Source organism: Massilia agri, from assembly GCF_024753255.1.
Classification (GTDB): domain Bacteria; phylum Pseudomonadota; class Gammaproteobacteria; order Burkholderiales; family Burkholderiaceae_D; genus Telluria; species Telluria agri.
Genome location: NZ_JANUHA010000008.1, coordinates 224,204 through 238,198, shown reverse-complemented (window position 1 = coordinate 238,198; position 13,995 = coordinate 224,204). Strand labels below are relative to the sequence as shown.

The window sequence follows — 13,995 nt, the reverse complement described above, 5'->3', positions numbered from 1 at the left end:
TTTTTTTACGGTCGTCACGCACCAACGACGGCCTATCCTATGCGACGATCCTGTGCGTAACGCTTTACGCCATGCCATCGAACGCGTACGGCTCCGGCTTCCATTCTCCACCGATGCGATGGTCCTGACGCCGGATCATCTGCACTGCATCTGGACGCTGCCTGACGGCGATGCCGACTTCTCGTCCCGGTGGTCGCAGATCAAACACCACGTCTCGTACGTATGCCGGGACTTGTATCCAATGACGCTGTCGGCGTCCAGGCAATGCAGGAGCGGCGGGTCATTCTGGCAGCGCCGATTCTGGGAACATCAGATCCGGAACGAGTTCGATATGGAGCGACATGTCGACTACATCCATTTCAACCCGGTCAGGCACGGGCTGGCAACATCTGCAGCAGCGTGGCCCTATTCGACATTTGGACGGTTTGTTCGCGAAGGTGCGTACGCGGCGGATTGGGGTGGCAATCCAGTGTGCGAAGGGTTGGATTTTGAATAGCGTTTATCACAACGCAACGGGGAGTTGGACGCGCGGTCGGCGGAGCCGACCACCCTACGGAAATCAGTCTGTGAACAGCACGGGCATTTCGTGGGAGCGCTTACGAAGCGCCAACCTAGCCCCATCGTAATCCGGATACACCTCACCCACCGCCGCCCAGAACGCCGGGCTGTGGTTCATTTCGCGCAGGTGCGCCAGCTCGTGGGCCACGACGTAGTCCACCAGCGCAGGCGGATAGTGCACCAGGCGCCAGTTCAGGCGGATGTTCCCCTCGACCGTGCAGGAGCCCCAGCGCGTGCCCGCCGACGACAGCGCGAAAGCCCGGTAGCTCACCCCCAGCAGCGGCGCATAGTGGTCGAGCCGTTCGCGGAACAGCTTCTTGGCCTCTGCCTGGAACCACAGCTTGACGCGCTCCTTGAGCTGCCATTCCGACAAGCCCGGCACCACGCCGATCCACAGTTCGCCATTGGGCGCATCGAACTGGCAGTGGCTGCGCGAGGCTTCTTCCAGGCGCAGCGTGATCTCGCCGCCCAGGTAGGGCAGGCGGGCGCCGTCCTTCCACTCGATCGGCGGACGTTCGAGACGCTGGGCGCGGCGTTCGCCGCGTTCGAGCAGCTTGCCGAGGATCCAGCGCTGCTTGGCGCGGATCGCGTTGTCGATATCGAGCTGGCTGCAGCGGCGCGGCGCCGTCACGCGCAGGCCGTCGTCGTCGATCATGAAGCCGATCGAGCGGCGCGAGGAACGGCGCAGGGCGTAATCGACGGTATAGGCGCCGAGCAGGATGCGCTTGAGGGGCGGATCGCCCTCGGCGACCGGCGGCGAGGGGAGGAAGTTGCGTGGCGCCGGGGGCGGCGCCTTGAAGAGGGGCTGCGACGGAGCCGCCGGTTTATCCGACGGCTTGAGCGCCGCGAAGAAGTCCTGTGTGAACAGTTCCAGCTGGTGCCCGTCGATCCTGGAAGAGGTCATGGTTTGTTGCGGTCTTGAATTCCTGATCTGGGCGCTGACGTCGCTCAGCCACCTCTGTAGGCGTGGGGCGAAATGACGCGCATTTCCGATTCTATCCAATTTTCGACCTCTTGCATCATGCTGTCGGGAGTGTGACCTGCTGGCGAAATCGGCTTGCCGATCGAGACCGTCACCAGGCCGGGGCGCTTGATGAAGGAATTCTTCGGCCAGCATTCGCCTGAATTATGCGCGATCGGCACGACCACGCTTTGGGTTTCGACAGCCAGGCGCGTGCCGCCGCTCTTGTACTTGCCCTTCTGGCCGACGGGGATGCGGGTCCCTTCCGGGAACATGATGATCCACTGGCCGTCAGCCAGGCGGCGCTTGCCGTGACGGACCACGTGCGAGAACGCGTTCTTGCCCTGCTTGCGGTCGATCGGGATCATGCGCAAGAGGCCCATCGCCCAGCCGAAGAAGGGGATGTAGAGGATTTCCTTCTTGAAGACGAAGACCAGCGGGCGGGTGAGGTTGGGCAGCAGGAAGATGGTCTCCCAGGCCGACTGGTGCTTCGACAGGACGATGGCCGGCGCGTCCGGCAGGTTCTCGTAGCCCTTGAATTCGTAGCGGATCCCGCAGATCACCTTCGCACACCAGATCATGAAGACGTTCCAGCGCGAGGTCACCCAGAAGCGCTTGTTGTAGGGCAGGGGCGCGGCCAGGAAGCAGACGCAGGCCCAGACCACGGTGGCGACGATCATGATGATCGTGAAGAGCAGGGAACGCAGGAACAGACTGAAGGTGTGCAAAGGGGCTCCGGACGAATTTCTGGTTTGGACGCTGGTGCTTGTTATGTCTTGCTTACTCGGGCCGCTGTGCCGCGGCCTTCAGGAAGGACTGTACCATCGAAGCGAGGTCGGGGAAAACCTGGGTGCCGGGCGGCAGGCCGCCGGTCTCTTGCGTTTTTTCCCCTTTGCCGGTCAGGACCAGGTAGGGCACGCAGCCCATCTTGAATCCGGCCTGCAGGTCGCGCAGCGAGTCGCCGACCGTCGGCACGCCCTTCAGGCTCACCTTGAAGCGCTTGCTGATTTCCTCGAACATGCCGGCCTTGGGCTTGCGGCAGTCGCAGTTGTCGATCGCCGCGTGCGGGCAGAAGAAAATGGCGTCGATGTCGGCGCCCACCAGCTGGGCGCTGGCGTGCAGTTTCTGGTGGATCGCGTTCAGGGTCGTCATGTCGAACAGTTCGCGCGCGATGCCCGACTGGTTCGAGGCGATGACGACCCGGTAGCCCGCCTGGTTCAGGCGGGCGATCGCTTCCAGCGAGCCGGGAATGGGAATCCACTCCGCCGGCGACTTGATGAAGTCCGGCGAATCGTGGTTGATGACCCCATCCCGGTCGAGGATGATGAGTTTCATGGCACTACCTTTACAACTTAGGCTGCGAGTTTCGAGATGTCGGCGACGCGGTTCATCATGCGGTGCAGCTTCGACAGCAGCGCCAGGCGGTTGTTGCGCAGGGCGATATCGTCGGCCATCACCATCACGTCGTTGAAGAAGGCATCGACTTCCTCCTTCATCAGCGCCAGCGTCTTCAGGGCGCCGGTGAAATCGCTGCCGGCGAAGGCGCTGTCGACGTCACCTTCGAGCTGCTGCATGCGGGCAGCCAGCGCCTTCTCGGCCGCTTCGACCAGCAGTTCCTGCCTGATCGAGGCGTCCTGGGGCATCGCATCCTCGTTCTTCTTGAGGATGTTGGTGATGCGCTTGTTGGCGGCGGCGAGCGAGGCGGACTCCGGCAGGGCCGCGAAGGCCTGCACCGCTTCCAGGCGCTGGACGACGTCGTCCACGCGGTCCGGGTTCTGGGCCAGCACGGCCTCGACCTCGTTCGGCGAGAAGCCGCGCTCGCGCAGCATGCCGCGCAGGCGGTCCAGCATGAACGCGGTAACCTCATGGCGCGGGTCCTTGAACGCGGCCTGGCCTTCGAACACGGCCACGGCCTCGCCCAGCAGTTCCGAGATCGCCAGCGGCAGGCGCTTCTCGACCAGCATGCGCATCACGCCCAGGGCGTGGCGGCGCAGCGCGAACGGGTCCTTCTCGCCGGTCGGCTGCAGGCCGATGGCCCAGATGCCGACCAGGGTTTCCAGCTTGTCGGCCAGCGCGACCACCAGGCCGGTATTGGTCGACGGAAGGGCGTCGCCGGCGAAGCGCGGCTGGTAGTGCTCGGAGGCGGCCTTGGCCACTTCCTCGTGCTCGCCGTCGTGGCGGGCGTAGTAGGTGCCCATGATGCCCTGCAGCTCGGGGAATTCGCCCACCATGTCGGTCAGCAGGTCGGCCTTGGCCAGGCGTGCGCCGCGTTCGGCCAGCGGCACGTCGTAGCCGAGGCGGCGCGCGATGCTGCTCGCCAGGATGGTGACGCGTTCGCTGCGTTCTGCCTGGGTGCCCAGCTTGTTGTGGTAGACCACGTTGCCAAGCAGCGGCAGGCGCGATTCGAGGGTCTTCTTCTTGTCCTGCTCGAAGAAGAACTTGGCGTCCGACAGGCGCGGGCGCACCACGCGCTCGTTGCCGCCAATGATGGCGGACGGATCGCTGGTTTCCAGGTTCGACACGATCAGGAAGCGCGAGCGCAGCTTGCCCGCGCTATCCGTCAGCGCGAAGTACTTCTGGTTCGTCTGCATGGTCAGGATCAGGCATTCCTGCGGGACCGAGAGGAATTCGTCCTCGAAGCGGCATTCGTACACGACCGGCCATTCGACCAGCGCGGCCACTTCGTCGAGCAGCGACTCGGGCATCAGGACCTGGTCGCTGCCTGCCTTCTCGAGCAGCTGCTTGCGGATGCTTTCCTTGCGCGCTTCGGCACTCGACAACACCTTGCCTTCGCTTTCCAGCACGTGCGCGTACTGGTTCGCGTGTGGCACGGTGATCTCGCCGCCGTGCGACAGGAAGCGGTGGCCCATGGTCTGGCGGCCGGCCTCGAGGCCCAGCAGCGACAGCGGCAGCACTTGCTCGCCGTGCAGGGCCAGCAGCAGGTGGACCGGGCGCACGAACTGCACGGTCGCGCCATCGGGGCGCTGGTAGCTCATGACCTTCGGGATCGGCAGCTTGGACACCGTCTCGGCCAGCACGTCCTGCAGGGCGCCGGCGAGCGCGCTGCCCGCAGCGGTGTAGGTGTAGAAGAAGGATTCGGCCTTGCCGTCCTGGGCGCGTTCGAGGTCTGCCACCTGCAGGTCGGGGAAGCCGAGGGCCGCCAGTTTCTTGGCCAGCGGCGCGGACGGGTTGCCGTCCTTGTCCAGCGCGACCGACACCGGCAGGACCTTCTCGCGGATGGTCTTGTCCGGCGAGGTGCCGCGCACATTGGTGATGGTGACGGCCAGGCGGCGCGGGGTGGCGTGGGCGGTGGCGACGCTGTCGCCTTCCAGGAAGTCACGCGCCTTCAGGCCATTGGCGATGCCGTTCGCGAAAGCGGCGCCCAGTTTGACGAGGGCTTTCGGCGGCAGTTCTTCGGTCTGGATTTCGACGAGGAGAGTCTGGTTCATATTCTGTTCTTTGTTCAAGCTGCTGCCTTGTCGGCGCCTGGGAGCATGGGGAAGCCGAGCTTCTCGCGCGAGTCGTAATAGGCCTGCGCCACGAGGCGCGACAGGGTGCGCACGCGGCCGATGTAGGCGGCGCGCTCGGTCACGGAGATGGCGCCGCGCGCGTCCAGCATGTTGAAGCTGTGCGAGGCCTTCATGATCTGCTCGTAGGCCGGCAAGGTCAGCTGCAGCTCGACCAGGCGCTTGGCTTCCGCCTCGTGGTTCGAGAAGGCCTGGAACAGCAGTTCGGTATTGGCGTGCTCGAAGTTGTAGGTCGACTGCTCGACCTCGTTCTGGTGGAACACGTCGCCATACGACAGCGTCTTTTTCACGCCGTTCTCTTCCCACTCGGTCCACACCAGGTCGTAGACGTTCTCGACGCCCTGCAGGTACATGGCCAGGCGCTCGATGCCGTAGGTGATCTCGCCCAGCACCGGCTTGCAGTCCAGCCCGCCGACCTGCTGGAAGTAGGTGAACTGGGTGACTTCCATGCCGTTGAGCCAGACTTCCCAGCCCAGGCCCCAGGCGCCCAGGGTCGGGCTTTCCCAGTCGTCCTCGACGAAGCGCACGTCGTTCTTCTTCAGGTCCAGGCCCAGGGCTTCCAGCGAGCCGAGGTAGAGGTCGAGGATGTTCTCGGGCGCGGGCTTCAGGACCACCTGGTACTGGTAGTAGTGCTGCAGGCGGTTCGGGTTCTCGCCGTAGCGGCCGTCCTTCGGACGGCGCGAAGGCTGCACATAGGCGGCGCGCCACGGTTCCGGGCCGATCGCACGCAGGAAGGTGCCGGTGTGGAAGGTGCCCGCGCCGACTTCCATGTCGTAGGGCTGCAGCAGGGCGCAGCCCTGCTTGTCCCAGTAGTTCTGCAGGGTGAGGATGATTTGTTGGAATGTGAGCATGTCGTGGGCGCCGCGGGGTTTGTGCCGCGGTCGCGGTAAATTTGCCAAATGACCAATTCTACTGAATTTTGGCGGGGCTCTGGGGAGCGATTCGACTCAGCAGTATGAAATGATGGGTTTTTATGAAACCCGTTGGCGGTATCGGCGGCCGGCGAACCAGGCGCCGAGCAGCATGAGCCCGCCGAGCAGCAGGAAGGCGTAGTTACCGAGGCGGACATACGGCGTCAGCCCTTCGGTGCCACGCACGGTCGCCTCGAGCACACCGCGTCCATAGAAAGGCAGGGCGTGGGTGATCTTGCCTCGTCCGTCGATCACGGCCGTCGCGCCGTTGTTCGTCGAGCGCAGCATCGGGCGGCCGGTTTCGATGGCGCGCATCTGCGAGATCTGCAGGTGCTGCGGGATCGCCACCGATTCGCCGTACCAGGCCAGGTTCGACACGTTCAGCAGCAGGGTCGCGGGACGCGGCGCGTTGCGCAGCTGGGCCGCGATCTCCTCGCCGAAGGCATCCTCGTAGCAGATGTTCGGCAGCACCAGCTGGTCCTTCACGGGGAAGGGCGCCTGTAGCGGCTGGCCGCGGGTCTGGTCGCCGAGCGGGATGCTCATCAGGTCGGTGAACCAGCGGAAGCCCGGCGGGATGAATTCGCCGAAGGGGACCAGGTGGAATTTGTCGTAGCGGTAGGGCGCCGTGTCCGGGCCAAGGGCGATCACGCTGTTGGCGTAGCGGGTCTCGCTGTCGCGCATCGGGATGCCGATCATCAGGTGGCTGCGGGTCTCGGCGGCGAAGCGCTGCAGGCCGGACAGGTAGTCGGGCGGCAGCTGCTGCGGCGTGACGGGAATCGCCGTCTCCGGCGTGGCGATCAGGTCGGCCGGGCTTGCTGTGATCATGCCCTGGTAGCGCCCGATGATCTCGACCAGGTAGGCCATGTCGAATTTCTGGTCCTGGCGCACGTCGCCCTGCAGCAGGCGCACCGTGACGGGCTGGCCGACGTCATGGGTCCAGTCGATGAATTTCAGGGAGAAGCCGCCCATCATCACGGCCGCGAACAGCGAGAGGGCCGGCCAGCGCGCGCGCTGGGTCAGCATCACGATGCAGCCCGAGCACAAGGCCGCCAGCACGCCGACGCCGTAGACGCCGAAGATGGGGGCGTAGCCGCCGAGCGGCGACACATTGTGCGCATAGCCCGACGCGGCCCAGGGGAAACCGGTGAAGACCCAGCCGCGCATCCATTCCGACACGCCCCAGATCGCGGGCAGCACCAGCAGCACGAAGGCGGCGACCGGCAGCGACCACTTGCGGCGCAGCCAGCTGGCGACGCCGCCTGCGAAGGCGCCGAACAGGCCCATGTACAAACCAAGCAGGGCGATCGCGATCGCGCCCAGGATGGCGGGCAGGCCGCCGAAGCGGGTGACGGCGATGTAGAGCCAGTGCATGCCGGCCACCGACCAGCCGAAGCCGAAAGCCCAGCCGAGCCAGACGCCGCGCCTTGCGGAGGTACCCATGCCGACCTGGTAGAAGAACCAGGCCAGCGCGAGGAACTGCACCGGCCACCAGCCGAAGGGCTCGAAGGACAGAAGCGAGGTGGCGCCCGCGAGCGCCATCGTCACCAGGGCCTTCGGGGAAGGTCTGGTGCCTTTGGCAGCCGGGTCAGGAGCGGTCGTGGGCTGGGTACGGCGGCGCAGCATCAGTCGTGATCGTCGTCAGCCTCGGGCAGCTTCTCGACCAGCAGCACGTGGATCTGGCGGGCATCGGCGCGCAGCACCTCGAAGCGCAGGTTCTCGAGGTCGAAGACCTCGCCCTTGTGCGGCATGCGGCCGAGGTGGCTGGCCACCAGGCCGCCGATGGTGTCGGCATCGTCTTCAGGCAGGTCGACGCCGATCTCTTCGTTGAACTGCTCGATCTCGGTGAGCGCCTTGACGCGCCAGCGCGGGCCGAGCTGGCCTTCCTTGATCGACAGGACGTTGTCTTCTTCCTCGTCGAAGTCGTACTCGTCCTCGATGTCGCCGACGATCTGCTCGAGCACGTCCTCGATGGTGATCAGGCCGGCCACGCCGCTGTACTCGTCGACGACGATGGCCATGTGGTTGTGGTTGGCGCGGAAGTCGCGCAGCAGCACGTTGAGGCGCTTCGATTCCGGGATGAAGATCGCCGGGCGCAGCATTTTGCGCACGTCGAAGGATTCCTCGGCGTAGTAGCGCAGCAAGTCCTTGGCCAGCAGGATGCCGACCACCTTGTCGCGCTCGCCCTCGATGGCGGGGAAACGGGAATGTTGCGTCTCTAACACGATCGGCAGCCATTCCTCGATGGGCTTGGAGATGTCGATCACGTCCATCTGCGAGCGCGGCACCATGATGTCGCGCACGGACAGGTCGGAGACCTGGAACACGCCCTCGATCATCGAGAGTGCGTCGGCGTCGATCAGGTTGCGTTCGTGGGCTTCGTGCAGGACTTCGAGAAGTTCCGCGCGGTTTTCAGGCTCGGGGGAGATCAGTGCGGTCAGCCGTTCGAACAGCGACCGGTGGGGTTTGGCGTCCGATCGGACGTCACTGGGATACTCGGGCATAGTTGGCGTGAAGCCGTTGTTGCGATGGGTATAGGATACACGAAAAGGGCAGATGCCCCAATTTTACGCGCAGTTGCCGTAGGGAATGGGGCGGCGCGGCCGCCCCGCAAATCAGTCGGCGTAGGGGTCGGGGTAGCCCAGCACTTCCATGATGTCGCGCTCGAACTGCTCCATCTCCTCGGCTTCCTCGTCGTGCTCGTGGTCGTAGCCTTGCGCGTGCAGCACGCCGTGCACCACCAGGTGGGCGGCGTGCTCCTCGACGGTCTTCTTCTGCTCCTCGGCCTCGCGCATCAGGACGTCGGTGCACAGGATGATGTCGGCCTGGGTCGGGTCGTCGTCACCGAGTTCCTCGCCCTCGTTGTAGGCGAAGGTCAGCACATTGGTGGCGTAGTCCTTGCCGCGGTACTGGCGGTTCAGGGCTTGCCCTTCCTCGGCATCGACGAAGCGGATCGCCAGTTCGGCCGGGCCCAGCAGGGCGGCTTCCACCCAGCGCTGCAGCATGGCTTGCGTGATCTCTTGTTCCAGGCGGGTGTCGGCGTACTGGACGTCAAGATCCAGATTATGTTTTTTTTCTTGCATTTTTCACAGGAGTCGGTTTGGGTAAGGCGGCCAGTTCCTCGATCGAGGAATTCTTTTCGTAGGCATCGATGATGCGCGCCACCAGCGGATGGCGCACCACGTCGACGCTGGAGAACTGGGTGAAGCCGATGCCGCGCACGTTCTTCAGCACGTGCATGGCGTCGACCAGGCCCGAGCGCTGGGTCTTGTGCAGGTCGACCTGGGTCACGTCGCCGGTGATCACGGCCTTGCTGCCGAAGCCGATGCGGGTCAGGAACATCTTCATCTGCTCGACCGTCGTGTTCTGGGCTTCGTCCAGGATCACGAAAGCGTGGTTCAAGGTGCGGCCGCGCATATAGGCCAGCGGGGCGATCTCGATCACCTGCTTCTCGAACAGCTTCTGGGTGCGGTCGAAGCCCAGCAGGTCGTACAGCGCGTCGTAGAGCGGGCGCAGGTAAGGGTCGACCTTCTGGTTCAGGTCACCCGGCAGGAAGCCGAGTCGCTCGCCCGCTTCCACGGCCGGGCGGGTCAGGATGATGCGCTTGACCGCGTCGCGCTCCAGCGCGTCCACGGCGCAGGCCACCGCCAGGTAGGTCTTGCCGGTGCCGGCCGGACCGATGCCGAAGCTGATGTCGTGCTCGAGCACGGACTTCAGGTACTGGATCTGGTGCACGGTGCGGCCGCGCAGGTCGGTGCGGCGGGTCTTGAGGGTGGGGCTGACCAGCTCGGACGTTTCCCCTTCCTCGCCTTCCTCGGCGGCCTCTTTCACTTCCTTCTCAGCCGGGGCGTCGGGAGCTTCTTCGCCAGGTGTGCGCGGCTTCAGGCCGGAGCGCTGTTCCACCAGGGCCAGCTGCACTTCCTCGATCGGCACGACCTTGTTGGCCACCGCATAGAAACGTTCCAGCAGTTCGACGGCGCGCTCGGCATTGCTGCCGCTGACGATGAACTTCTCGCCGCGCCGGAAGATGGTGACGTCGAGTGCGGCCGAGATCTGGCGCAGGTTCTCGTCCAGTGGGCCGCACAGGTGGGCGAGCCGCGTGTTGTCGAGCGGCTCAGGGATGAAGTACGAAGGCTGTTGGGGTGTGTTTTTCAACTGGCTTGTGCAATCGTGTCGAGGTTGGCGACGAGTTCGCCGCGTAGGAAATAATCGTGGCTGGCGGTGATGCGCACGTCGACCAGCTGGCCGACCAGGCCGGCTGCATCGATGGCGTCGAAGTTCACCACGCGGTTGTTTTCGGTACGGCCCTGCAGCTGGGTCGGATCTTTCTTCGCCGGTCCTTCGACCAGCACGCGCTGCACACTGCCGACCATCGCCGCACTATATTTGCGCGTATTTGCGTCGATCAAGGCCTGAAGGCGCTGCAGGCGCGCCAGCTTGACCTCGTGCGGAGTGTCGTCCTCGAGATTGGCGGCCGGCGTGCCGGGGCGCTTGCTGAAGATGAAGCTGAAGCTGTTGTCGAAGCCGACGTCTTCCACCAGCTTCATCATGGCTTCGAAGTCGGCATCGGTTTCGCCGGGGAAGCCGACGATGAAGTCGGACGAGAAAGCCATCTCAGGGCGCACCGCACGGATGCGGCGGATGATGGACTTGTATTCCAGCGCCGTGTAGCCGCGTTTCATCGCGCCGAGCACGCGGTCGGCGCCGTGCTGCACCGGCAGGTAAATGTGGTTGACCAGCTGCGGGATCTTCGCGTAGGCGTCGATCAGGCGCTGGGTGAATTCCTTCGGGTGGCTGGTGACGTAGCGCAGGCGTTCCACGCCGGGGATATCGGCAATATATTCCAGCAGCAGCGCGAAATCGGCCGGCTCCCCGCTCTCCATGGCGCCGCGGTAGGCGTTCACGTTCTGTCCCAGCAGCATGATCTCCTTCACACCCTGGGCGGCCAGGCCGGCGCACTCGGTCAGCACGTCCTCGAAGGGACGCGAGACTTCCTCGCCGCGGGTATAGGGCACCACGCAGTAGCTGCAATATTTGCTGCAGCCTTCCATGATCGACACATAGGCGACCGGGCCCTCGACCTTGGCAGGGGGCAGGTGGTCGAATTTCTCGATTTCCGGGAAGCTGATGTCGACCTGGGCGGCGCCGGTATGGCGGCGCTCGCGGATCATCTGCGGCAGGCGGTGCAGGGTCTGCGGGCCGAACACCACGTCCACATGCGGTGCGCGCTTGACGATGGCCTGCCCTTCCTGCGAAGCCACGCAGCCGCCCACACCGATCACCAGGTCCGGCTTGTCGCGCTTGAGCGCCTTGAAGCGGCCCAGGTCGGAAAACACTTTCTCCTGCGCCTTTTCGCGCACGGAGCAGGTGTTCAGCAGGATGACGTCGGCGTCTTCGGGCGAATCGGTGCGGACCAGGCCATCGGTCGAGCCGAGCAGGTCGGCCATCTTGTCCGAGTCGTACTCGTTCATCTGGCAGCCGAAGGTCTTGATGAATACTTTTTTCTGCATGGAAAGCTGTGTTGAAGGGAAGGGCGGATGCCGTGGCACTAGCGGCATCCAGTTTATCGTAAATCACCATCAGGGCCGGAAATCGGCCCGTGCGCTCCCATTTTCTATGCCGTAGGGAACGATATGTTTCTTAACCTAAAGTAGTTGTTGTACTGCTCAGATTGTTAAATGTGAGTTCGCACACCGAACAGCTGGAAAATATCGGGGAGTATGTCGACAACAAACTCTTTCTTCTTGTAAATCAATAGGTTCCGCTCAACTTCTAATTAGGAAAATTTATTGCAGAAATCTCTTGCGTGCGCCACAAAACATCCCCATGTGCTGAAATGCCTATGTGACAAGCTTTCCACACGATAGCTTGATTTCTGACAATGAGTCACATGCGCAGCTCGGGTGTACTGAGGGCGTATGGGCCTGATAATTTGTTCGAAAGACAAGTGCGCATGTGGGAAGTGGCACGCGGGGGCATGCGGTCCGGTACGTTTCTTTAAGGAGATTTTCAGGTCCTGCCTGTTTAATCTCCTCAAGGTAGACGCGGAACTTTCGTTGAAGAGTGGCTTTTAACAAAAGTTCGTAAGGGAACTATTTTAACCAACTTAAGAGGTAAACATCATGGCACAACAGCATCATGCTTTGTCTTCGCAAGAAAGCTACAACCCGAACCATCTGCTGGATATCCTGCTCGGCAAGATGCAACTGAAAAACGATGCCGCGCTGTCGCGCATGCTCGAAGTGGCGCCGCCCGTCATCAGCAAGATCCGCCACCACCGCCTGCCGGTCGGCGCATCGCTGCTGATCCGCATGCACGAAGTGACCGGCATGAGCATCCGTGACCTGCGCGACCTGATGGGCGACCGCCGTACCAAATACCGCCTGTCCGACGCACAAGGCCGCCCGAAGCCAGAAGAGAAGGCAGCCCAGGCAGCCGCTGCGGCAGCCGCCCAGCAGCAACCGCAGCAACAGCAACAGCAATCGTCCAACGAGAACCAGTCGTCCTCGTCCGGCAATTATGCGCACTGATGCCGTGGGCATGACGGCCGCGCCTGTCATGCCTTCGGTACCAGCGGGCTGCGGCGCCGCGCCCTGAAGGGCGGTGCCGCAGCGGTACCACATACACAAGACGCCACCATCCGTCTTTTTTGGCCAGGTTTGGCCAGCACGTCATCGGGCCGTTCAGTCGGCCGTTCTTTTTTCAGGCCATCAGGATGGCCGCCATCTCCTCGACCTGCAGCTCCGTCTCGTGGAAGGCCTGCAGCCACGCTTCTTCCGACATGCCAAGTGCCGTCCAGGCCACCGCCGATACGCGCGGCACCAGCTCGTCCGGATTGCCTGCCAGATCCAGCGCGTGCACGACCGCACTTGCCACGTGCACGATGGTCGCGAGAAAGCCCGCTCCCGGCGCTTCCGGCATGCGATAGAAGGCGATCGCCTGGCGCATGGTGCTTGAAAAATGCCAGTGTTCGGCCAGGGCCACGCCGGCGTCGACGTGGTCGATGCCCAGCAGGGCGCGCTCCGCTTCCGCCAGTTCGCAGTCGCGCTTGTCGCGCAGCGAAAGCACGGCCTGGTAGCGCTCCGGGAAACGGCTCACCAGCACCAGGCGGCCGATGCCATGCAGCAAGCCGGCCGTGAAGGCGTAGTCGGGATTGAAGCGCACGCGCCGCGCCAGCACCCGCGCGCAGGCGGCGGTGGCGATCGAGTGGCGCCAGAAGGCACGGTCATTGAAACCGGGGCAGCGTCCTGCCGGAAAGCAGCCAGTCAGCGCGGCGGCCGTGATCAGCTGGCGCATGGTCTGGAAACCCAGGAAAGTCATGGCCTGCTGGATCGTGGTCGCCTTCACCTGCAGCCCGTAGGCCGAGGAATTGGCCAGGCGCAGGGTCTTGGCCATCAGGGCCGGATCGCTCGCGACCTTTTTCGCCAGCACGGCGATGTCGCTGTCTTCCTGCTCGATGCTGCCCAGCAGTTCCATCACGACGTCCGGCAGCGAGGGCAGGTCTTCGACGCCGCCGATCAGTTCTTCGATCGACAGCGCGGAGTTCAGGGAGTCCGGGGCGGTCATGGCGCCACCTCGCGCTTGAGGCGGTAATCCTCGACGTAGCGGCGCAGCAGGCCGGTGGCCCAGTCGCCGAGGTCTTCGCGGTCGTTGCGGCGGAACAGGTGATCGAGCCGGGCCTGGATCTCGGACTCGTCGGGCGGCGTCAAGGGTACGGCGCGCAGGATGGGTGCGGCGCCGACGCCATGCCGCGCGAGCGACTGGATCGCCGCCTCGTTCAGGGTCGCGCCCGCCGCCAGCAGGACGTGGCCGTGCTCGTCCATCAGGGCGTCGGCCAGCACCATCCCCGGGTAGAGGTGGGCCAGCGGCGTCATTTCATAGGTATCGCTCATGTCTTCCCCACGTAGTTTCTTGTGCGTAAGCCTATCGATCTTAACACCCCGGCATGCGCTGAGAAGGCTCTTCTGGACGGATGTAGCGTTCTCGCAAAGTCCTACGCAACATGTTGTACGATTGCAATCCAATGGCCGTGCAGGCCACC

Annotated in this window: 14 protein-coding genes; 2 read left to right on the top strand and 12 right to left on the bottom strand. The window is 63.9% G+C overall.

The features are described 5' to 3' along the window. On the top strand, positions 1-496 hold a 496-nt coding region (locus NX780_RS13745; RefSeq protein WP_258828428.1), incomplete at its 5' end, for an REP-associated tyrosine transposase. A 63-nt stretch (positions 497-559) separates the two neighbouring features. Here NX780_RS13745 and NX780_RS13740 read toward each other — a convergent pair. From NX780_RS13740 to miaB, 10 genes are all read right to left on the bottom strand, one after another. After that, positions 560-1,462: a M48 family metallopeptidase gene (locus tag NX780_RS13740; RefSeq protein ID WP_258828427.1), complete on the bottom strand. Its 903-nt coding sequence runs from the start codon at positions 1,460-1,462 to the stop codon at positions 560-562. A 44-nt stretch (positions 1,463-1,506) separates the two neighbouring features. Further along, on the bottom strand, positions 1,507-2,247 hold the full coding sequence (locus NX780_RS13735; protein ID WP_258828426.1) for a lysophospholipid acyltransferase family protein: 741 nt from the start codon (positions 2,245-2,247) through the stop codon (positions 1,507-1,509). A 52-nt stretch (positions 2,248-2,299) separates the two neighbouring features. Beyond that, entirely contained in the window at positions 2,300-2,854 is a 555-nt protein-coding gene (gmhB, locus tag NX780_RS13730; RefSeq protein ID WP_258828425.1) for a D-glycero-beta-D-manno-heptose 1,7-bisphosphate 7-phosphatase, read from the bottom strand. A 17-nt stretch (positions 2,855-2,871) separates the two neighbouring features. Next, entirely contained in the window at positions 2,872-4,968 is a 2,097-nt protein-coding gene (glyS, locus tag NX780_RS13725; RefSeq protein WP_258828424.1) for a glycine--tRNA ligase subunit beta, read from the bottom strand. Positions 4,969-4,982: 14 nt separating this feature from the next. Further along, entirely contained in the window at positions 4,983-5,897 is a 915-nt protein-coding gene (glyQ, locus tag NX780_RS13720) for a glycine--tRNA ligase subunit alpha (RefSeq protein WP_258828423.1), read from the bottom strand. 120 nt (positions 5,898-6,017) lie between these two features. Beyond that, positions 6,018-7,580, bottom strand: a complete 1,563-nt coding sequence (gene lnt / locus NX780_RS13715) for an apolipoprotein N-acyltransferase (RefSeq protein WP_258828422.1) — start codon at positions 7,578-7,580, stop codon at positions 6,018-6,020. Continuing rightward, positions 7,580-8,458: a CorC family transporter gene (locus NX780_RS13710; protein ID WP_258828421.1), complete on the bottom strand. Its 879-nt coding sequence runs from the start codon at positions 8,456-8,458 to the stop codon at positions 7,580-7,582. Before NX780_RS13710 ends, lnt begins: the two co-directional genes overlap by 1 nt. Before the next feature lie 111 nt (positions 8,459-8,569). Beyond that, the gene (ybeY, locus tag NX780_RS13705) at positions 8,570-9,037 is read right to left on the bottom strand and encodes an rRNA maturation RNase YbeY (protein ID WP_258828420.1); all 468 of its coding nucleotides are present in this window, start codon (positions 9,035-9,037) and stop codon (positions 8,570-8,572) included. After that, positions 9,018-10,109, bottom strand: a complete 1,092-nt coding sequence (locus tag NX780_RS13700) for a PhoH family protein (RefSeq protein WP_258828419.1) — start codon at positions 10,107-10,109, stop codon at positions 9,018-9,020. Before NX780_RS13700 ends, ybeY begins: the two co-directional genes overlap by 20 nt. Then, positions 10,106-11,464 carry a tRNA (N6-isopentenyl adenosine(37)-C2)-methylthiotransferase MiaB gene (gene miaB, locus NX780_RS13695; protein ID WP_258828418.1) on the bottom strand — a complete coding sequence of 453 codons (1,359 nt, stop codon included), beginning with the start codon at positions 11,462-11,464 and terminating at the stop codon, positions 10,106-10,108. Before miaB ends, NX780_RS13700 begins: the two co-directional genes overlap by 4 nt. Before the next feature lie 612 nt (positions 11,465-12,076). Between miaB and NX780_RS13690 the strand changes: the two genes are divergently transcribed. Then, positions 12,077-12,484, top strand: coding sequence for a hypothetical protein (locus tag NX780_RS13690; RefSeq protein WP_258828417.1), 408 nt, complete (start codon positions 12,077-12,079; stop codon positions 12,482-12,484). A 172-nt stretch (positions 12,485-12,656) separates the two neighbouring features. Here the strand turns inward: NX780_RS13690 and NX780_RS13685 are convergent, their stop codons facing one another. Together NX780_RS13685 and NX780_RS13680 are read right to left on the bottom strand one after the other, a co-directional pair. Continuing rightward, on the bottom strand, positions 12,657-13,520 hold the full coding sequence (locus NX780_RS13685) for an HDOD domain-containing protein (RefSeq protein WP_258828416.1): 864 nt from the start codon (positions 13,518-13,520) through the stop codon (positions 12,657-12,659). Further along, positions 13,517-13,846, bottom strand: a complete 330-nt coding sequence (locus tag NX780_RS13680; RefSeq protein ID WP_258828415.1) for a hypothetical protein — start codon at positions 13,844-13,846, stop codon at positions 13,517-13,519. Before NX780_RS13680 ends, NX780_RS13685 begins: the two co-directional genes overlap by 4 nt. Between the last annotated feature and the right edge of the window lie 149 nt (positions 13,847-13,995).

What these genes read in the sequence shown, in the direction of transcription:
- NX780_RS13740 (WP_258828427.1), bottom strand. Translation starts at nt 1,462, where the DNA reads ATGACCTCTTCCAGGATCGACGGGCACCAGCTGGAACTGTTCACACAG.
- gmhB (WP_258828425.1), bottom strand. Translation starts at nt 2,854, where the DNA reads ATGAAACTCATCATCCTCGACCGGGATGGGGTCATCAACCACGATTCG.
- glyS (WP_258828424.1), bottom strand. Translation starts at nt 4,968, where the DNA reads ATGAACCAGACTCTCCTCGTCGAAATCCAGACCGAAGAACTGCCGCCG.
- glyQ (WP_258828423.1), bottom strand. Translation starts at nt 5,897, where the DNA reads ATGCTCACATTCCAACAAATCATCCTCACCCTGCAGAACTACTGGGAC.
- lnt (WP_258828422.1), bottom strand. Translation starts at nt 7,580, where the DNA reads ATGCTGCGCCGCCGTACCCAGCCCACGACCGCTCCTGACCCGGCTGCC.
- NX780_RS13710 (WP_258828421.1), bottom strand. Translation starts at nt 8,458, where the DNA reads ATGCCCGAGTATCCCAGTGACGTCCGATCGGACGCCAAACCCCACCGG.
- ybeY (WP_258828420.1), bottom strand. Translation starts at nt 9,037, where the DNA reads ATGCAAGAAAAAAAACATAATCTGGATCTTGACGTCCAGTACGCCGAC.
- miaB (WP_258828418.1), bottom strand. Translation starts at nt 11,464, where the DNA reads ATGCAGAAAAAAGTATTCATCAAGACCTTCGGCTGCCAGATGAACGAG.
- NX780_RS13690 (WP_258828417.1), top strand. Translation starts at nt 12,077, where the DNA reads ATGGCACAACAGCATCATGCTTTGTCTTCGCAAGAAAGCTACAACCCG.
- NX780_RS13685 (WP_258828416.1), bottom strand. Translation starts at nt 13,520, where the DNA reads ATGACCGCCCCGGACTCCCTGAACTCCGCGCTGTCGATCGAAGAACTG.
- NX780_RS13680 (WP_258828415.1), bottom strand. Translation starts at nt 13,846, where the DNA reads ATGAGCGATACCTATGAAATGACGCCGCTGGCCCACCTCTACCCGGGG.